We start from the raw sequence: 19,570 nt of genomic DNA on the forward strand, positions 1-19,570 counted from the left end.
GGCAGCGCGCGGTCCGGCGTACACGGCTCGAGGCGACTCGCCAAACCGCTACTCAGCTGGGCGTGTCGTGACTTCCCGCCGAAATCGCTTAAACGGGACGAACTTACGAGACCGGGAGCTCCGGAATCCGGGTGGCACGGGCATAGACGGTCTCGCCCTCGGCCAGGTGCAGCGCCGCGGCGTCACCGCGGGTCACCTGCGCGGTGAACAGGTCACCGGTCGCCGCGTTGCGCAGCTCCACGCGCACCTCGAAGCCGAGCTGCACGACCCGCCCCACCGTGGCCCGGGTGACACCGGCGGACTGCGCGGTGCCCTCGTGCGCGGCCAGCGCCATGCTGGGATCGCGTCCGACGCGAATGTCGTGCGGCCGCACCAGATGTCCGTTCAGCTTGGCCACCGCGCCCAGGAACGACATGACGAACTCGTTGGCCGGCCGGTCGTACACGTCCTCCGGGCTGCCGATCTGCTCGATGCGGCCCTTGTTCATGACCGCGATGCGGTCGGCCACGTCCAGGGCCTCCTCCTGGTCGTGGGTGACCAGCACGGTGGTGACGTGCACCTCCTCGTGCAGCCGCCGCAGCCAGGTGCGCAGGTCCGCACGGACTTTCGCGTCCAGCGCGCCGAACGGCTCGTCCAGCAGCAGCACCTGCGGATCCACCGCCAGCGCCCGGGCCAGGGCCATGCGCTGACGCTGACCGCCGGAAAGCTGTGCCGGATAGCGGTGCTGGAAGCCGTCGAGGCCGACGATCTCGAGCAGGTCGTCGACCTTCTTCTTGATCTCGGGCTTGGGCCGCTTGCGGATCTTGAGCCCGAAGGCCACATTGTCGCGGACCGTCATGTGCTTGAACGCGGCGTAGTGCTGGAACACGAAACCGATATCGCGCTTCTGCGGCGACACATTGGTGACGTCGCGCTCGGCGATGGTGACCACGCCGCTGTCGAGGGTCTCCAGCCCGGCGATCGAGCGCAGCAGCGTCGACTTGCCCGAACCCGACGGACCCAGCAGCGCGGTCAGCGCGCCCGAGGGGATGTCGAGGCTGACATTGTCGAGCGCGGCGAAGGTGCCGTAATGCTTGTTCGCATTGGTCACGGTGATCATTTGGCAGTGCCCCGCTTGCGTTCTAGGAGGGTCATGAGCAGAAGAACAACGAGGGCGATGCCCATGAGCAGGGTCGCCGCGCAGTACGCGCCGAAGGTGTTGTGGTCGTTGACGTATCGCCCGTTCACCAGCAGGGTGAGCGTCTGCGACTTGCCGGGCAGACCGGTGGACACCATGATCACCGCGCCGAATTCGCCCAGCGCGCGGGCCACGGTCAGCACGATGCCGTAGGTCAGGCCCCAGCGGATGGCCGGGAGCGTGATGCGCCAGAACGTCTGCCAGCCCGACGCGCCCAGGGTGGCCGCGGCCTGCTCCTGATCGTCGCCGATCTCGTGCAACACCGGCTCCACCTCGCGCACCACGAACGGCAGCGTCACGAAGATGGTGGCGATGATCATGCCCGGCAGATTGAAGATGATCTTCAAGCCGTTGTGGTCGAGCCCGCCGAACCAGCCGTTCGCGCCCCACAGCAGGATCAGTGAAACACCCACCACGACGGGCGAAGTCGCCATCGGCAGATCCACCACGGCCTGCAGCAGATTGCGGCCGGGGAAGCGCCCGCGCACCAGGGCCAGCGCGATGATCACGCCGAAGATGACGTTCACCGGCACCGTGATCGCGACGATGGTGATGGTCAGATTGAACGCCGAGATCGCGGCGGGCGTGGAGATCGAGTCGAAGAACGCGCCGAATCCGCGCTCGAAGGTGCGCCACAGAATGATGCCCAGCGGCACCACGAGCAGCACGAACAGATACGACAGCGCCACCGTGCGCAGCGAGATCCTGGTCCAGAAGCCGAGTTTCATCAGGCCGCCTCCCGTTCCTTGCGCGCCAGCCGGTCCGACGTGACGCGCAGGACGAACAGGGTCACCAGCGAAATCGCCAGCAGCGCCACCGAAACCGCGGCGGCGTTGACCGGGCGGTCCACCTCGATCTGCTGCTGGATGTACTGCGAGGCCATCTGCGTCTTCTTCGGAATGCCGCCGCCGATCAGCACCACCGAGCCGTACTCGCCGATGGCGCGTGCGAAGGCCAGACCCGAACCGCTCACGATGGCCGGGGCCAGCGTCGGCAGCACGATGGTCCGGAAGGTGGTCAGGTTGTCCGCGCCCAGTGACGCGGCCGCCTGCTCCACATCCTTGTCGGCCTCGATGAGCACCGGCTGCACCGAGCGCACCACGAACGGCAGCGTCACGAACGCCAGCGCCACCACCAGACCCGGCTGGGTGGCGTTGAGGTGGATGTCGAACGGCGACTGCGGACCGTACAGCGCCAGCAGCACGATGCTGGCCACGATGGTCGGCAGTGCGAAGGGCAGGTCGATGAGCGCGTTCACGAAGCCCTTGCCCGGGAATTCGTCGCGCACCAGCACCCACGCGATGAGCGTGCCCATCACCACATTGATCAACGTGACGATGATCGACACGAAGACGGTCACCTTCAGCGCGTCCAGCGCGCCGGGCGCGGTGATGGCGTCCCAGAACCCGGACCAGCCGTCCTCGAAGGACTTGGCGGTCAACGCGGCCAGCGGCAGCAGCACGATGATGCTGAGCCACAGCACCGACGTGCCGATGCCGAGCGTACCCACCGATCCGCTCACCCGCAGCCAGGACCGGATCCGGCCCGGGCCCGCCGGTCGGCGGGGGTTGTCGTCTACCGAAACGCCGGGATCATGATCGATCCCGGCGCTCGAACTGCTGTCACTCACGGTTTCGAGTATCGCTTGTGTCCCAGGTCACCCGGCTACTTGGTGGCCTTGTCGTAGATCTGTGCCACCGAGCCGGTGTTGGGCGCGAACAGCTCCTTGTCCACGGCCTTCCAGCCACCCAGGTCGTCGATGGTGTACAGCTTGCCCGGGGTCGGGAAGTCCTTGACGTGGTCCGCGCGCACCTGCGGATCGACCGGGCGGAAACCGGCCGAGGCGAACGCCTCCTGGGCATCCTTGGTGTAGAGGAAGTCGCGGAAGGCGGTGGCCTGCTTGAGATTCTTGGCGTTCTTCAGCACCGCGACCGGGTTGTCGATGCGGAAGGTGGTGTCGGGCACGATGTGCTCGATCGGGTCGCCCTTGGTCTCGGAGAAGATGGCCTCGTTCTCGTAGCTGATCAGCACGTCGCCGGTGCCCTGCAGGAAGGCGTCGGTGGCCTCGCGGCCCGACTTGGGCTGCACGTGCACGTGGGTGAGCAGCTGGGTCAGGTAGTCCAGACCGGCCTGCGGGTTCTTGCCGCCCTCGCTCTTGGCGGCGTAGGGGGCCAGCAGGTTCCACTTGGCCGAACCCGAGGAGAACGGGTTGGGGGTCACGACGTCGACGCCCGGCTTGAGCAGGTCGTCCCAGCTCTTGATGCCCTTCGGATTGTTCTTGCGGACCGCGATGGCCACCACCGAACCGAACGGCACGCCCTTGTTGGCGTCGGCATTCCAGCCGGCGTCGACCAGACCGGCATCCACCAGGCGGGTGATGTCGGGCGCGACGGAGAAGCTCACCACGTCGGCCTCGGCCCCGTCCTTCACCTTGCGGGACTGATCGCCCGAGGGGCCGTACGAGGCCTGGAACTGGGTGCCCTTACCCGCGTCGGTCTTGTTGTAGACCGGAATCACCTTGTCGTAGGCGGCTTTCGCCACCGAGTAGGCGAACAGGTTGATATTGCCGCCGCCCCCGCCGGCCGCGCCGCCGTCCTTGGTGTCGCTGGAACCACCGCTGCACGCGGTGCTCACGGTGGCGGCAACCACGGTCAGGGCGACGGCGAAGGTGGTTCGGCGAGAGAAGCGAGCACTGCGGGACATCGGCGTGGACCTTTCGGGCGATCCACCGGTGGGAACATCGACCGGCGGAAATGAACGTGCTGCCGTAGACCCGCCGCGAGAATCACGCGACGGTGGCGCTCCGGCCCTGAGGCCGCCGGGGAAACGAACACGAACTGCGAAAAATGTGCGCGCCAAGTCTACTCAGACGTGCAGCAGTGCCCGATCGGCGATCAGCGACAGTGGATGTCAGCGACCGCGAGGCAGCCCACAGCGATCAACGCCAATTCATGGCGGACCCGGGGGAGAACACTCGATGACACGCCGCGACCTTAGCAGAGCGGCACGTCAGGCCGCGAATTCGGAACGGGGGTTGAAATCGACTCGAGCACAACCCTGGCCCGACGCGGCAGACTGTATCCGGGCGGCCCGATGCCGCATCGCCTGCTGACACCAACGGGGGAACACATGACCACACCCGCTCGCATCCGCCGGGAGTTCCCCGGCATCTCCACCCGCGCCTGGGAGCATCCCGCCGACCGCACCGCGCTGGTCGGGCTGCGGCAGCTGAGCGGATTCGACACCCTGCTGCGCACCCTGTCGGGGCTGCTGCAGGAACGCCAGCACCGGCTCATGTACCTGGCGACCGCGGTGCGGGTGGACGAGCGGCAGTTCGCCAATATCCATCAGCTGCGCGTGGACGCGGTCAGGATCCTGGACGCGCAGCGCACGCCGGAGATGTTCGTGCTGCAGCACCCGGAGGCCAATGCCTTCACCATCGGCATGGACCGGCCCTTCATCGTGCTCACCACCGGGCTGCTGGATCTGCTCGACGCCGAGGAGCTGCGGTTCGTGGTCGGCCACGAGCTCGGGCACGCGCTGTCCGGGCACGCGGTCTACCGGACCATGCTCATGCATCTGATGCGGCTGGCGGCCAATATCGGCTGGATGCCGGTGGGCGGCTGGGCATTGCGCGCGATCGTGGCGGCGCTGCTGGAGTGGAGCCGCAAGTCCGAGCTCTCCGGCGACCGGGCCGGGCTGCTGGCCGGGCAGGACGTGGAGGCCTCGGTCCGGGTGCACATGAAGCTGGCGGGCGGGTCGCGGGTGGACCAGATGAGCCACGCCGCCTTCCTGGCCCAGGCCGACGACTACGACCGGGCGGGCGACCTGCGCGACGGGGTGCTCAAACTGCTGAACCTGGAATTGCAGACCCACCCGTTCTCGGTGCTGCGGGCGGCGGAGCTGCGGCGCTGGATCGCCAGCGGCGACTACGACCGCATCCTCGACGGCCGATACCCGCGCCGGGATCAGGACAAGGACGTTCGGATCAGCGAGGAGATCAAGCACGCCGCACGGTCGTACCGGGAGAATTTCGAGCAGTCCGCAGACCCCCTGATCCGCACCGTGCGCAACCTGGGCCGGGACTTCGGCGAGACGGTCGGCACGGTGGGTCAGGAAGTCAGCGAAACACTGTCGAAACTGGGCAAGCGGATCCGCGGATCCGACGACTAGTCCTCGGGGTCGACGACCGGCGGGGTCTCGAAGATGTCGAGCAGCCACTCCTCGGTGGCGCTCTCGGCGTCCTCCTCGTCGGGGCGGATGCGGTTGCTCAGGCGGACGCCCAGACCCAGCAGCTGGGCGGCCTTCACCATTTCGAGGGCCTCGTCGGGGCCGCAGTAGTGGGTGGCGATCAGACGGGGCTCGTCGTCGAAGTCCTCTTCGGACAACAGCGTCTCCACTTCCAGACCTTCATCGGTTGTTGACATGGGTCTGCACAGTACGCGGAGAATTCGCCGCAGCGGTACCGAAACCCGCTCAGCGAGTGAACAACCAGGCGACGACTACGAGAACAAGAAGTGCGATCAGGGCAAGCTGGACACGGGAGCGAGGCATCTCAGGCGGCTTCCTTCCGGATGCGGCGCGGCTGCGCGCGGGGACCGCGGCCTCCCGGGCGGCGACCCGGTCGCGGCCCAGCACGTGCAGCACCACTCGCAGCGTCCGGTCGAGCAGGTAGGCGATGGCCAGGCAGACCGGCACCATGGCGGCCAGCACCACCGCGAACTGGGGAACGAAGGGCAGACCTGCCACCCACAGTTCGACGCTGTCCCACCAATTTGCAATCGCATGCACGGACCCCAGCCTAGGCCGAATGGCGGATGGTGGACGATTCGGGCCGTCCGGACACATGATGTTGGGTATGGAGTCGTACGACGAACCGGAGTCCATGGACCGGCCGCTCGGCAGTGAGCTCGGCGTTGATCCCGGCACCGATTTCGACGATCCTCCCGAGGTAGACGCCCCTCGCGACCCCCTGTTGCCCGCCGACCCGTCGATGTCGGACAGCTTCCTGCCCTCCCCCACCGGTGGCATGCATCACTCGGTGTTTCCCCCCATCGACGACTACGCCTTCCTGTCCGACTGCGAGACCAACTGCCTCATCGCCCGCAATGGCTCGGTGGAGTGGATGTGCGTCCCGCGCCCGGACTCGGCCAGCATCTTCGGGGCCATGCTCGACCGCAGCGCCGGGCACTTCCGCATCGGCCCCTACGGGCGCAATGTGCCTGCCGCGCGGCGGTATCTGCCGGGCGGGCTGATCGTGGAGACCACCTGGCAGACCGAGACCGGCTGGCTCATCGTGCGCGACGCGCTGGTGCTGGGCCCGTGGCACAACAACCGCTCGCGCAGCCGCACCCACAAGCGCACCCCCATGGACTGGGATGCCGAGCACATCCTGCTGCGCACGGTGAAATGCGTGAACGGCGTGGTCGAGCTGGAGATGAGCTGCGAGCCCGCCTTCGACTACCATCGCGGCCCGGCCGTCTGGCACTACAGCGGCGACGTGTACGAACAGGCCAGCGCCACCTGCGATATCGAGGGCTGCCCGCCATTGACCCTCAATACCAATCTGCGGCTGGGCCTGGAGGGCCGGGAGGCGCGGGCGCGCACCCGGATGAAGGAGGGCGACGAGGTCTTCGTCGCACTGTCCTGGTCGGACCTGCCGCCGCCGCGCACCTTCGCCGAGGCGGCGGAGAAGATGTGGCAGACCACCGAATGCTGGCGGCAGTGGATCACTCTGGGGCGCTTCCCCGATCATCCGTGGCGCGGCTATCTGCAACGCAGCGCGCTGACCCTCAAGGGCCTCACCTACGCGCCGACCGGGGCGCTGCTGGCGGCCGCCACCACCTCGCTGCCGGAAACCCCGGGCGGGGAACGCAACTGGGACTACCGCTACACCTGGGTGCGCGACTCCAGCTTCGCGCTGTGGGGCCTCTACACCATGGGCCTGGACCGGGAGGCCGACGACTTCTTCGCCTTCCTGCACGATGTGGCCACCGACGGCAATGGGAATGCCGTTCCGCTGCAGGTGCTCTACGGCATCGGCGGCGAGCGCGAGATCACCGAATCCGAACTCCCCCACCTGTCCGGCTATGACGGCGCGCAACCCGTGCGCATCGGCAACGGCGCGTACAACCAGGAACAGCACGATGTCTGGGGCACCATCCTGGATTCGGTTTACCTGCACGTGAAATCGCGGCAGCAGGTGCCGGAGACCTTGTGGCCCATGCTGGAACGGCAGGTGCAGGCGGCGATCGAGAACTGGCGCAAGCCCGATCGCGGCATCTGGGAGGTGCGCGGCGAGCCGCAGCACTTCACCTCGTCCAAGGTGATGTGCTGGGTGGCGCTGGACCGCGGCGCGAAACTGGCCGAGCTGCACGGGGAATTCGACTACGCCAAGAAATGGCACGACCTCGCCGAGGAGGTCCGCGCCGACATCCTCGACCACGGCGTCAACTCCGCGGGCGTGTTCACCCAGAGCTACGGCAGCGACAGCCTCGACGCCTCCCTGCTGCTGGTGGTGCTGACCCGCTTCCTGCCGCCCACCGACCACCGGGTGCGGGCCACCGTGCTGGCCATCGCCGACGACCTCACCGAGAACGGCCTGGTGCTGCGCTACCGCACCGAGACCACCGACGACGGCCTGTCCGGCGCGGAGGGCTCGTTCACCATCTGCTCGTTCTGGCTGGTGTCGGCACTGGTGGAAATCGGTGAGCTGCAACGTGCCCGGCAGCTGTGCGAGCGGCTGCTCGGCTATGCCAGCCCGCTCAAGCTCTACGCCGAGGAGATCGACTCGCGCACCGGGCGGCACCTGGGCAACTTCCCGCAGGCGTTCACCCACCTGGCGTTGATCAACGCGGTCATGCACGTGATCAGGGCCGAGGAGTCGCGCAGCGCCAGCCACTTCAGCCCGGCGCATCCGGGACGCTGAACGAAAGAAGACGCCGGACGAAAGAAGTCGGCCGCTTTCGACGGCCGACTTCCTTTCCGTACGAGGGGTTCTCGTCAGTACGAGGGATTCTCACCCATGCTGTCGGCGTGCTCGCGGATCTCGCGCAACCGCACCAGCGAGCGCTCGATCTCGGTGAGCCGGGCCTCGCGGCCCGCGCCCGAGCTCACGGTGGCCGCCTCCTCCGCGGCGCGCAGCGAGGCGTCCACCGAACGCAGTGTGGCCGTGGCGATCTCGGTGAAGTGATCGCGCAGGCTGCGCTGCACCGACCGCAGCCGGTAGCGGGACTCCTTGCTGACCTGGAAGATCACATCGTCCATCAGCCGGGCCACCGCCAGCTTGGCCTCGGCCTGGCGGCGCGCGCGGCGGGCCTTGCGGTCGTCCCACAGCGCGTTGCCGCCCAGCAGCACCGCCGCGCCGACCGAGTACTGGTTCACCAGCGACATGTGCAGCAGGCTGGTGACCAGGCCGACCATGAGCAGGCCGCCGTAGGAGCCGCGCAGCGCGGTCAGGACCTGTTGCGTGATACCGAGTTTGGCGCTGTCCAGATTGTCCAGCGCCGCCACCGGTTCCAGCACCTCGCCGACATCGCCGGGATTGTCGAGCTTGAGATCCGGGGTGGGGATGCCGCTGTCGGGGAACTTCGCCGCCACCTGCTCGGCCAGCTCCACCGAGCGGTAGTGGGCGATGACGAAGTTCTCCTCCACCGCCTCGCAGATCTTGGCGTCCAGGTCCGCGCCGAAATCGGCCCAGCCCTTGACCGGATCGCCCTTGGTGATGTCGGCCTCGGCGTCGCGGATCAGGCTGCGCAGCCGGTGCCGCAGGTCGTGCTCGGTGTCGGCCATCAGCTCGCCCGCGCCGTCGGCCAGGGTCACCTGCCAGTTGGCGGTGCGCTGACGCAGCTGCTCGGCCTCCTCGCGGGTGCGGCGCAGCTGCTCGGTGATGACGGTGAGTCGGCGCGGATCCCGCAGCGTCTCGGCCTCGCTGCGCAGTGCCAGCGCCAGATGGTCGGTGATGAGCGCGACGTCGCGCACGGCGGCCCGCACGGCCACCGCGTCGGCGCGGCCCAGCACGTACGAGCGCAGGTGGTCGAGCAGTTGCGGCACACCGGATTCCAGGTCCAGCTGATGATCGGAACCGGCCTTGGCGTGCAGCCGGGCCGAGGCGGGCGCGACCGCGAAGGCCAGCCCGGCGTCGTCGAGCAGCTGCCGATCGTGCTGCTGCACCTGCGGCCAGTGCGGATACTGGTCGATCTTGTTGAGCACGCAGACGACGGTCGGGCACACCTGCTGGATGCGCTGCAGCTGCTCGATCTGGGCCGGGGTGAACGGCGCGCCCGCGTCCGCGACGTAGAGCACCGCGTCCGCGGCGGCGATGAGCGACCAGGCGGCCGGGGTGTCGGCGGGCGAGCCCGGCGAGTCCAGCACCACGAAGCCCTCCGCCAAAAGCGGGCTGGGCTGGGTGAATTCGGCGCGGATCACCTCACCGGAGGCCAGCTCGGCCAGTGCCGCCCGCGGATCCACCGGCGTGCGCCGGGCATTGCCGCCCGGGCCCGGGGTCACCAGCGTGGCACTGGGCTGCGGCCCGTACTCGGCGATCACCGGCACGCTGGGCCGGCCCTCGGTGGCGCTCACCGCGGCCCCGACCAGGCTGTTGACCAGCGTGCTCATGCCGGACTTGGACTCGCCGACCACGACCAGCCGCACCCGCGGATCGGTCAGGCGCGCCCGGGCGATACCCAGGCGGCCGGACAGATCCAACCGGCCGGAGGCATGGGTCAGTTCGAGCAGCCGATCGAGCAGCTCGACCAGCGGACCCAGCGCATCGGGATTCTTCACCGCGACCTGATGTCCGGCGACGCTCACAGCAGCAGCATGTGATTGCCCGGATCCGGTGCCGGGGTGTGGTGGGCATCGACGAACGAGGCATCGGGCGTCAGGCCGGAGAACAGACCGGCATCGTGCACCAGCAGACCGCCGTCGTGCACCGACATCGGGTGCAGCCCGGAGTCGTCGGCGATCGGCAGCGCACCCGAATCGTAGTGATCCGCAATGGGTTTCACCGGCACCGGCTCGATGTGCGCGGGCGTGGTGATGGGGGCCTGCACGGTCGGGACCGGGGCGACGGTCGGGGCGGGCGCGACCGAGACGGTCGGCTGCGGGGTGTGGACCGGCTCCGGAGCCACCGTCGGGGCGGGCGCGACCGACACCTGCGGCTGGGTCGTGGGCGCGGTCGGCACATGGGTCGGCACCGCGTCGTCGGTCGGCACGGTCGGGGTGCTGCCGTGGCCGCCGGGCTCATCGGCCGGCGTGTGCGGCTTGGTGGTGATGTCGTCCTTGCCGCCGGGATTCGCCGGCGGGGTGACGGGCGTGGTCACCGCGGTACCCGGCTTGGTGATCTCGGTGTCCGGGTTCGGCACCTTGATGGTCGGGACCGGGGGCACGGTGGTGAGCACCGGCGCGGGCTCGATGGTGGCCGGGGCGCTCAGGTGCGGCGCGGGGGCCGGCGCGGCCGTCACCGGCTTGTCGACCAGCGTGGCCGGATGACCCGGCGCGGACGGCTCACCACCGGCCGGCACCGGCTGCTTGCCGTGGTCGTACAGCGCGGGCGCGGCCACGGCGGCGGGCGCGGTCAGCGGGGACGGGCCGCCGTGCGTCGAAAGCAGGTTCGCGATCGGCTGATTGGCGGCGTCGGGCTGAATGGTGGTCTGCAACGGTGTCACCGCCACCGGCTGGGCGACGGGCACCGGCGCGACCACGACCGGCGCGGTGGGTGCGGGCACCACGGGCGCGGCGACCGGGGCGGGCGCGGGGGCCGGGGTGAACGTCACCGGCGCGGCCGGAGCCGACGGCGCGGGCGTGCCGAGCACGGGCGCGGCCGGTTGCGCGGCAACCGGGCTCGGCGCGCCGAGCCCGCCGACCGGCGCGGTCGAAGCAGGAGCGGTGGACGAGGTCAAAGGCGTACCGGTCGGCGAATTCGAACCGGGCACAGCGGAAGTGGGTGTCGCGCCCGCGGGAGCGTCCGAGGCACCGTGCGCCGGAAGGGAATTCGCGGCGGCGGGCGTGGCCGATCCCGGCGTGTTCGCCGACTGGCCCGGGTTGGCGGAGGCCCCCGGCACACCGTTCGCACCGGCATTGGGCTGGTTCGCGTACGCCGGGCCGCCGTGCGAAAGGCTGTTGCTCACCTGCTGATTGAAGGCATCGAGCTGATGCCCCACATCGCCCAGGCCGACATCGACCTTGAGATCCGAGCGGAACCAGATGCCGTCCAGCCCGATGTGCGCGTCCACGGTCCAGTTGGTGCCGACGAACGCGCCGACACCCTGTCCATCGGTGTGTCCGATGCCGCCGATGCCGTCGAAGGCACCCGGCTGGTGCCCCACGTCGGCGCCGGGCACGAACGAGCCGTTCGTCATGCCGGGCACATGCATGCCGCCGGTCCCGGGCAGTCCGAAGCCGGGCAGGTGCTGCAGGAAGTTGGGCTCGGGCAGCTCGGCGGCGGGCAGGTGCGGCTGGGCCGTCACGGTCTCGGACTGCCCGAGCTGCTCGGGCATCCAGGCCGGGTGCTGGCCGTAGCCGGGCGGACCACCGACGCCGGGATCCGAATCCGGCAGGCCGAGGCCCTGGAAGCCGGACAGGGCCGCGGGGTTCTGCGGGACCGAATCGAACGAGGTCGGGAACAGGCCCGCGTCGGTGCCGCGCTCGAGGCCGTGGTCGAAACCGTCGAGACGGTGGAACGGCGTGTTCACCAGCGCCACAGGCGCGTGATGCTGCGGCGGCATCGAGTCCGGCGTCAGATCGGGGAAGGCCTTGGTCGGGCTGGGAGCCTCGGGCTGCGGGTCGTTGACCTGCGACCAGCCCACCTGCTTGGAGTCGTGGGTGATGGCCGGGGTGCCGCCGCGGCTGCCGCCCGCGGCGATCAGCGCGCCGCCGGTGACATACGCGCCTGCCCTGGCCACGCGCGCTACACCGTTGGCAATGTGATACGCGGCGTCCCCGCCGTTGTCATCGGCGCCGGCAGCATCGTCGAGGGGCAGATCACGTGTCATACAGGCTCCGCTCTCAGGGCTCCGGCAATCCGTCGCGCGAATCGCCGGACCGAACTCGTTTCACACCCTATTTCCGGATAACCGGTCTGTCACATCCACCAGGTAGGGGGCGGTGTTCACACAGGTGCGCCGCATAGCTTGTCACCCTGCCTATCAGTACGGAAGCCCCATTTTCCGCCTGCATACCGAACCCGTTGCCCGACCGGCACCCTGCGAGGTCCCAAACACTAACAGCTCTCATACCTCTCGTGTCCCGCTTCCTTCGGAAGCGGGACACAGGGCAAGAGGAAGGCGAGCCGGTGGACGGCCCCGCCCCCGCATCAGCACAGCGGCGGCCATCACCCCACCTGGCACGAGGTCCCTCGGCGGTGGCCACCACCCACCCCATCCAGCACTGTGCCCCGCTCCCGATAGGAAGCGGGGCACGAGGTCCGGAGCCTGTCCTACTTCTTCTTTTCCGTGGCGGAGTCGGTCGAGAGCGCGGCCACGAAGGCCTCCTGCGGCACCTCGACGCGGCCGATCGTCTTCATGCGCTTCTTGCCTTCCTTCTGCTTCTCGAGCAGCTTGCGCTTGCGGCTGATATCACCGCCGTAGCACTTGGCCAGCACGTCCTTGCGGATCGCCCGGATGTTCTCGCGCGCAATGACCTTCGAGCCGATGGCGGCCTGGATCGGCACCTCGAACTGCTGGCGCGGGATCAGCTCGCGCAGCTTGGTCGTCATCTTGTGGCCGTAGGCCTGGGCGGCATCCTTGTGCACGATGGCCGAGAAGGCGTCGACCGCCTCGCCCTGCAAGAGGATGTCCACCTTGACCAGCGCCGACTGCTGCTCGCCCGCCTCCTCGTAATCGAGCGAGGCGTAGCCGCGGGTGCGCGACTTCAGCGAGTCGAAGAAGTCGAAGATGATCTCCGCCATGGGCAGCGTGTACCGCATCTCGACGCGGGTCTCCGACAGGTAGTCCATGCCCAGCAGCTCGCCCCGGCGGGACTGGCACAGCTCCATGATGGTGCCGATGAACTCGCTCGGCGCGATCACGGTGCATCGGGTGATGGGCTCGTAGATCTCGCGCACCTTGCCCTCGGGCCAGTACGACGGGTTGGTGACGACGTGCTCGGTGCCGTCCTCCATGACCACGCGGTAGATCACGTTGGGCGCGGTGGAGATCAGGTCGAGGCCGAACTCGCGTTCCAGCCGCTCGCGGGTGATCTCCATGTGCAGCAGGCCCAGGAAGCCGCAGCGGAAGCCGAAGCCCAGGGCCACCGAGGTTTCCGGAACGTAGGTCAGCGCGGCATCGTTGAGCTGCAGCTTGTCCAGCGCGTCACGCAGGTTCGGGTAGTCCGACCCGTCGACCGGGTACAGGCCGGAGTAGACCATCGGCCGCGGTTCACGGTAGCCGGTCAGCGCCTCGGTCGCGCCGTCGCGCTGCGAGGTGATGGTGTCACCGACCTTGGACTGACGGACGTCCTTCACACCGGTGATCAGGTAGCCGACCTCGCCGACGCCGAGGCCCTGGGTGGGCTTGGGTTCGGGTGACACGATGCCGATTTCGAGCAGTTCGTGGGTCGCGCCGGTGGACATCATCTTGATCTTCTGGCGCGGGACGAGCTTGCCTTCCACCACACGCACGTAGGTGACGACGCCACGGTAGGTGTCGTAGACCGAGTCGAAGATCATGGCGCGGGCCGGGGCATCGGCCTCGCCGACCGGCGGCGGCACCACGCGGACCGCCTCGTCGAGCAGCTCGGCCACGCCGACGCCGGTCTTGCCGGACACGCGCAGCACGTCCTCGGGCTCGCAGCCCACGATGTGGGCGAGCTCGGCGGCGTAGCGGTCCGGGTCGGCAGCCGGGAGGTCGATCTTGTTCAGGACCGGAATGATGGTCAGGTCCTTGTCCATAGCCAGGTACAGGTTGGCCAGCGTCTGCGCTTCGATGCCCTGGGCGGCGTCGACCAGCAGGATCGCGCCCTCGCAGGCCTCGAGCGCGCGCGACACCTCGTAGGTGAAGTCGACGTGGCCGGGGGTGTCGATCAGGTGCAGGACGAACTCCTCACCGTTGACCTTCCACGGCAGCCGCACGTTCTGGGCCTTGATGGTGATGCCGCGTTCACGCTCGATATCCATGCGGTCCAGGTATTGGGCGCGCATGGCGCGCTCCTCCACCACACCGGTGAGTTGCAGCATGCGGTCGGCCAGGGTCGATTTCCCGTGGTCGATGTGCGCGATGATGCAGAAGTTCCTGATCCGGCTGGGATCGGTGAACGTCTTGTCGGCGAAGCTGCTAATCGGAGTCACTCCTCGGCATGGCGAAACAGCGGCATGTCAACGTGCAAGTCTACGGTGCTGGACGGAATGTCCTCGCCTCGGCATTCCTCGCATTCGAACGGCCAATCGCCGCAGGCGAATCCGGTGCGGATGAGAAACCGCTTGTACGCCGTTAGGCTGCCGGGCATGGCCGGCAGGTGGAGCGCTCTGGGGAAGCAGTTGGGGATTGTGGCTAAGGAGCAGGGGGCTCAGCTCGTGAATCAGCAGGCCCCGAAGTTGGTGGGCAAGGTGCGGCAGTCGTCGATGTGGGACCGCGCGCTGCGCGCGATGGGCACCCCGCGGCAGGGTCCGGGAGTCTCGGTGCGGCCGACCTCTTCGGCCGGAGTCCCCTCCGGGGAACGCGCCCGCCAGATCGTCTACAGCCCGCAATTGGACGGCCGCGCCGATCCGGGCGAGATCGTGTGGACCTGGGTGCCCTACGAGGAGGACCCTGACAACGGCAAGGACCGCCCGGTCCTGGTGGTCGGCCGCGAGGGCAAGACGCTGCTCGGGCTCATGCTGTCCTCGAATGCCGAACACGCGCAGCATCTCAACTGGGTGGGCATCGGCTCCGGCGCGTGGGACAGCGCCGGGCGCGACAGCTGGGTGCGTTTGGATCGCGTCCTCGATGTTCCCGAGATGGGCATCCGCCGGGAGGGCGCGATCGTGCCCCGCAAGACCTTCGACCTGGTGGCGCACCGGCTGTGCGCCGAATACCACTGGTACTAGCTGACCATATTGCGGGAGCGGCCGTAGATCATGCCGTAGACCAGCGACCCGAGCACGCCGCCGACCAGCGGGAAGACGATGAACACCCACAGCTGCGCGGGCGCGCCGTCCTGGTAGAACGCGACCGCGAGACTGCGGGCCGGGTTCACCGAGGTGTTGTCGACCGGGATCGAGATCAGATGGATCACGGTGAGTGTGAAGCCGATCGACAGACCGGCCAGCGGGATGTCGGAGAGCTGGTCGGTGGAGGCGAGCACCACGAACACCAGCAGCGCGGTGAGCAGAACCTCGACGGTGATGGCGGCGGCCAGGCCGTAACCGTTGATGGTGATCTCACCCAGGGTCAGCTTGGAGGGACTGTGCGCGCCCCAACCGTTCGCTCCCAGACCGTCTTTGGCGCGATCGTAGGAGGGCAGGTTCTTGGCTATGGCGTAGATCACCGCGCCCGCCGCGAGACCGCCGATGACCTGGGCGATCCAGTAGGCCACGGCCACCACGATATTCACGCGTCCGAGCAGCAGTTGGCCCACGGTCACCGCGGGATTGACATGGCAGCCCGAGATCGGACCGATCGAGTAGACCAGGAACAGCAGGGTGAGGCCGAAGGCCAGGGCCACGCCGAGCGCACCCACCCGTCCGCCCGCCAGCACGGCGGTGCCGACACCGCCCAGCACCAGCACGAAAGTGCCCAGTGCCTCGGCGAATACCTTGCGCCCCAGGGTGGGAGGTTGTAGATCGGTGAGATCCTCGGCGACTTCCTGAGCTGTAGGGGACATCGGCTACCTTCCGCTTCGCATGGGTACCGCTTCGGAACAAGTCAGGCTAGGCGGGTTATCTCCACCACCACCTCGAGATCGGTCGAGCCGCTCCCGCTGAAGATACCTTTCAAAGGGGGCACATCCGCGTAATCACGCCCCACACCGACGGATACGTGTTGCTCGGTGACGGGGATGTTGTTGGTCGGGTCATAGCCCCACCACTGGCCGGTCCAAGCCTCCACCCAGGCGTGCATCTGCCCCGCGACGGTGTCTCCGACCTCGGCGGCGGGATCGGGGTGCAGGTAGCCGGAGACGTAGCGGCCGGGAATCCCCATGCCGCGCAACAGCAGCAGGGTCAGGTGCGCGAAATCCTGGCACACGCCTTGCCGTTCGGCGAAGGCCTGCACCGCGGAGGTGTGCACCGAGGTGGTGCCGGGCAGGTAGGTCATCTCCCGGTTGACCCATTCGGCCGCGCGGACAACCGCTTTGGCGGGCGGCACGCCCCGGGCCAGCTGGCGCGAGATCGTGGCCAGGCGGCGCTCGCGCGGGACATACGCGGTGGGCTCGAGCAATTCGTCGAAGCGGTCGCCGACGGCGTCGTCGCGCAACTCCTCCCAGGACAGCTCCTCGGCGGGCCCGGCGAAGGGTTCGGTCTCCACCACCGAGGCGCTGGTCACCTCCAATTCGGTGTGCGGCGCGTGCAGATCGAAGGCCGTGACCACGGTGCCCCAGTAGTCGACGTAGCGGAAGGACCGGGTGGAGGGCACGGTGTCGACCCGATTGAGGATCACGTTCTGCCTGCTGTCGGCGCGCGGCGTGAGCCGGGCCTCGTTGAACGACCGGGCCACCGGCGCGTCGTAGACATATCCGGTGGTGTGCACCACCCGCATGCGCCAGCTCATGCTGCGTCCTTTCCAGCATGAGCGGAGCGCTCCATGGTTACGCTTCGCTGCCGCCTCCGCGCTTGACCGCTCATGCTGAGACCTCCTCGGCACCGATGGAGTTGCGACCGTGCAGTCCCGTCCAGGCCACCCAGGATTCGGCGTGAAAGTACTGCAGCGCCACCGCTTCCCCGACCTCGCGGCAGGTCTGCTGCAGCCACAGCAGCCGACTGGGCAGATCCTCGAGCAGCACCGTGGGCGGGATGAACTCCAGTTCGCTGCGCGCCCGCCCGAGCAGGCGGTGCGCCTCGTGCCGGGCGGCGAATCTGCTGTTGGGGCGTTGATCCAATTCCTGCAGGCAGGTCTCGGCCACCCGCAGCGAATGGAAGACCGAGCGCGGGAAAAGCCGGTCCAGCAGGATGAATTCGGCGATCTGATTGGCATCCAGCACGCCGCGATGGGTGCGCAGATACGGATCGTGGGCGCCGGCCGACCGCAAGACCGTCACCCAGGCCGGAGAAGAGGTCCGGTCACCGGCGCGTGAATGCAACAGGCGCACGGTCATATCCACGCGTTCGATGGATCTGCCGAGCAGCAGGAATCGATAGCCGTCGTCGCGGCTGAGGGTGGAATCGGAAAGTCCGGCGAACATGGCGGCGCGGTCGGTGATGTAGTGACAGAATTCGTGCGGCCCCAGCGCCCGCGCCGCACGCTCGGCCGCGGCCAGCCCGTTGTAGGTGGCATTGAGGCACTCCCACATTTCGGTCGAGGTGACTTCCCTTGCACCCCGGGCATTCTCGCGGGCCCGGGCAATGGAATCGACGATGGACCCGCCGTCGTGGCCGAAGGCGACCAGCTCGGTCACCGACCACACATCCAATTCCTGGTCCTGCTCGGGCGGGTCGATACCCAGCACGCGTAACAGAACTCGCGAGGTTCTGTCCGGATCGACGGTGGCGTCCTCGAGCAACTGATGAACCGCGACGTCGAGGATGCGCGCCGTATATTCGGCCCGCTCCACGTAACGACCGATCCAGAACAGGGATTCGGCATTGCGCGCCAACATGATCCGACCACCTAACGCTGTAACCACCTGCCGAGCGCCATTGCTGCTGATGTTTCCGGAATTACTACTGTTGTTGCTGATTGATCCGCGCGGGCGAGGGTTCGCGCGACTGATCGCGCTCCGGGGCGATGTGCATCTCGGCGACCAGCTCGGAGCCTGCCAATTCCCGTTGCGCCACCGAGGTTCTCGGGGCCAGCACCCAGGTGTCCTTGCTGCCGCCGCCCTGACTGGAATTCACCACCAGCGAGTTGGCGGGCAGCGCGACGCGGGTCAAACCGCCCGGCAGTACCCAGATGTCGTCACCGTCATTGACGGCGAAGGGCCGCAGATCCACGTGCCGGGGCGCGAGCCTGCCGTCTATCTTGCTCGGCACGGTCGACAATTGCACCACCGGCTGGGCGATCCAGCCGCGCGGATTGGCCCGCACCTTGCGGCGGGTGGCCTCGAGTTCCCGGGCACCGGCGGCGGGGCCGATGACAATGCCGTACCCGCCGGAGCCCTCGACCGGTTTGATCACCAGTTCCGCGATCCGGTCCAGCACCTCGTCGCGTTCCTCGGGCTCCCAGCAGCGGTAGGAGTCCACATTGGGCAGCACCGGCTTCTCGCCCAGGTAGTACTCGATGAAGGCGGGCACATAGGTGTAGATGAGCTTGTCGTCGCCGACCCCGTTGCCGACCGCGTTGGCCAGTACCACCGAGCCCGCGCGGGCCGCGTTCAGGATCCCGGCCACCCCGAGCATGGAATCGGGCCGGAACTGCATGGGATCGAGGAAGGTGTCGTCGATGCGCCGGTAGATGACGTCCACCTGCCGCTCCCCGGCGGTGGTGCGCATGTAGACGACATTGTCGCGGCAGAACAGGTCCCGGCCCTCGACCAGTTCCACGCCCATCTGCCGGGCCAGCAGCGAATGCTCGAAGTAGGCGGAGTTGTGGACGCCGGGGGTGAGCACGACCACGGTCGGGTCTGCCTCGTTGGGCGCGGCGGCCGCGCGCAGGGCACGCAGCAGATGGGTCGGATAGTCGCCGACCGCGCGCACCCGGTGGGAGGCGAACAGGTCCGGGAACACCCGGGCCATGGTGCGGCGGTTCTCCATGACGTAGGACACCCCCGAGGGGGAGCGCAGATTGTCTTCCAGCACACGGAAATCCCCGTGCTCGTCGCGGACCAGGTCGATCCCGGCCACGTGGATGCGCACCCCGTTGGGCGGCACCAGGCCGGTGGCCTCGCGGTGGAAGTGGTCGCAGGAGGTGACGAGGCGCTTGGGAATCACGCGGTCGCGCAGGATGGTCTGTTCGCCGTAGACGTCGGCGAGGAAGGCCTCGAGCGCGCGCACCCGCTGTTTGATGCCGCGCTCGAGTTTGGTCCATTCGGTGGCGGCGATCACCCGGGGCACCAGGTCCAGGGGAAAGGGGCGCTCCTGCCCGGAGAGGGAGAAGGTGATGCCCTGATCCACGAAGGCGCGGTCCAGGGCCTCGGCGCGGGCGGCCAGATCCTCGGCGTCGATGGTGGCCAGCGCATTGAAAATCCCCCGGTAGGGAGCGCGCGGGCGGCCCGCCGAATCGAACATTTCGTCGTAGGCCCGGTCATACCGACCGGGTTGATAACCAGCGAAGACACCCGATTTATCCGGTTTCTCGGGCGGCATACCGGCGGGAGTGGGCGCGA

At 68.3% G+C, this 19,570-nt stretch carries 17 protein-coding genes; 3 read left to right on the plus strand and 14 right to left on the minus strand.

The features are described from left to right. Positions 1-103: 103 nt before the first annotated feature. From NS2_RS06465 to NS2_RS38360, 5 genes are all read right to left on the minus strand, one after another. The gene (locus tag NS2_RS06465; RefSeq protein ID WP_033086456.1) at positions 104-1,099 is read right to left on the minus strand and encodes a sulfate/molybdate ABC transporter ATP-binding protein; all 996 of its coding nucleotides are present in this window, start codon (positions 1,097-1,099) and stop codon (positions 104-106) included. Next, positions 1,096-1,905 carry a sulfate ABC transporter permease subunit CysW gene (gene cysW, locus NS2_RS06470; protein WP_033086455.1) on the minus strand — a complete coding sequence of 270 codons (810 nt, stop codon included), beginning with the start codon at positions 1,903-1,905 and terminating at the stop codon, positions 1,096-1,098. Before cysW ends, NS2_RS06465 begins: the two co-directional genes overlap by 4 nt. Continuing rightward, a complete protein-coding gene (gene cysT / locus NS2_RS06475) occupies positions 1,905-2,807 on the minus strand; it encodes a sulfate ABC transporter permease subunit CysT (RefSeq protein WP_033086454.1) in 903 nt (300 codons plus the stop codon). Before cysT ends, cysW begins: the two co-directional genes overlap by 1 nt. Before the next feature lie 35 nt (positions 2,808-2,842). Further along, entirely contained in the window at positions 2,843-3,880 is a 1,038-nt protein-coding gene (locus NS2_RS06480) for a sulfate ABC transporter substrate-binding protein (protein ID WP_033086453.1), read from the minus strand. A 191-nt stretch (positions 3,881-4,071) separates the two neighbouring features. After that, positions 4,072-4,161 (minus strand): Ms4533A family Cys-rich leader peptide, encoded by a 90-nt coding sequence (locus tag NS2_RS38360; protein ID WP_310736047.1) that lies wholly within the window; start codon positions 4,159-4,161, stop codon positions 4,072-4,074. A 145-nt stretch (positions 4,162-4,306) separates the two neighbouring features. On the opposite strand from NS2_RS38360, the gene NS2_RS06485 reads away from it, so the two are divergent. Next, entirely contained in the window at positions 4,307-5,350 is a 1,044-nt protein-coding gene (locus NS2_RS06485) for a M48 family metallopeptidase (RefSeq protein WP_033086452.1), read from the plus strand. Here the strand turns inward: NS2_RS06485 and NS2_RS06490 are convergent. After that, on the minus strand, positions 5,347-5,604 hold the full coding sequence (locus NS2_RS06490) for a hypothetical protein (RefSeq protein WP_143161415.1): 258 nt from the start codon (positions 5,602-5,604) through the stop codon (positions 5,347-5,349). The two genes, NS2_RS06485 and NS2_RS06490, sit on opposite strands and share 4 nt — an antisense overlap. Positions 5,605-5,653: 49 nt before the next feature. Next, positions 5,654-5,968 (minus strand): hypothetical protein, encoded by a 315-nt coding sequence (locus NS2_RS06495; RefSeq protein WP_045436596.1) that lies wholly within the window; start codon positions 5,966-5,968, stop codon positions 5,654-5,656. Between the two features lie 202 nt (positions 5,969-6,170). Between NS2_RS06495 and NS2_RS06500 the strand changes: the two genes are divergently transcribed. Then, the gene (locus NS2_RS06500; RefSeq protein WP_045436616.1) at positions 6,171-8,105 is read left to right on the plus strand and encodes a glycoside hydrolase family 15 protein; all 1,935 of its coding nucleotides are present in this window, start codon (positions 6,171-6,173) and stop codon (positions 8,103-8,105) included. 74 nt (positions 8,106-8,179) lie between these two features. On the opposite strand, the gene NS2_RS06505 is transcribed toward NS2_RS06500, so the two are convergent. The 3 genes from NS2_RS06505 to lepA all read right to left on the minus strand — a co-directional run bounded on the left by NS2_RS06505 (position 8,180) and on the right by lepA (position 14,462). Next, positions 8,180-9,988, minus strand: a complete 1,809-nt coding sequence (locus tag NS2_RS06505; protein ID WP_052086094.1) for a P-loop NTPase family protein — start codon at positions 9,986-9,988, stop codon at positions 8,180-8,182. Then, positions 9,985-12,171: a hypothetical protein gene (locus tag NS2_RS06510; RefSeq protein WP_071812057.1), complete on the minus strand. Its 2,187-nt coding sequence runs from the start codon at positions 12,169-12,171 to the stop codon at positions 9,985-9,987. The genes NS2_RS06505 and NS2_RS06510 overlap by 4 nt, the downstream gene beginning before the upstream one ends. Positions 12,172-12,614: 443 nt before the next feature. Further along, positions 12,615-14,462: a translation elongation factor 4 gene (lepA, locus tag NS2_RS06515; RefSeq protein WP_033086449.1), complete on the minus strand. Its 1,848-nt coding sequence runs from the start codon at positions 14,460-14,462 to the stop codon at positions 12,615-12,617. A gap of 156 nt (positions 14,463-14,618) precedes the next feature. On the opposite strand from lepA, the gene NS2_RS06520 reads away from it, so the two are divergent. Then, complete coding sequence (locus tag NS2_RS06520; RefSeq protein ID WP_033086448.1) at positions 14,619-15,200, plus strand: type II toxin-antitoxin system PemK/MazF family toxin; 582 nt, start codon at positions 14,619-14,621, stop codon at positions 15,198-15,200. Here the strand turns inward: NS2_RS06520 and NS2_RS06525 are convergent. The 4 genes from NS2_RS06525 to NS2_RS06540 form a co-directional block, all read right to left on the minus strand. Continuing rightward, positions 15,197-15,976, minus strand: a complete 780-nt coding sequence (locus NS2_RS06525; protein ID WP_036546671.1) for an aquaporin — start codon at positions 15,974-15,976, stop codon at positions 15,197-15,199. The two genes, NS2_RS06520 and NS2_RS06525, sit on opposite strands and share 4 nt — an antisense overlap. 41 nt (positions 15,977-16,017) lie before the next feature. Further along, on the minus strand, positions 16,018-16,860 hold the full coding sequence (locus tag NS2_RS06530; RefSeq protein WP_081985717.1) for a transglutaminase family protein: 843 nt from the start codon (positions 16,858-16,860) through the stop codon (positions 16,018-16,020). Positions 16,861-16,930: 70 nt separating this feature from the next. Beyond that, a complete protein-coding gene (locus tag NS2_RS06535) occupies positions 16,931-17,905 on the minus strand; it encodes an alpha-E domain-containing protein (RefSeq protein WP_033086446.1) in 975 nt (324 codons plus the stop codon). 64 nt (positions 17,906-17,969) lie between these two features. Beyond that, positions 17,970-19,550 carry a circularly permuted type 2 ATP-grasp protein gene (locus NS2_RS06540; RefSeq protein WP_033086445.1) on the minus strand — a complete coding sequence of 527 codons (1,581 nt, stop codon included), beginning with the start codon at positions 19,548-19,550 and terminating at the stop codon, positions 17,970-17,972. Positions 19,551-19,570: the final 20 nt, after the last annotated feature.

Source organism: Nocardia seriolae NBRC 15557 (assembly GCF_007990715.1).
Classification (GTDB): domain Bacteria; phylum Actinomycetota; class Actinomycetes; order Mycobacteriales; family Mycobacteriaceae; genus Nocardia; species Nocardia seriolae.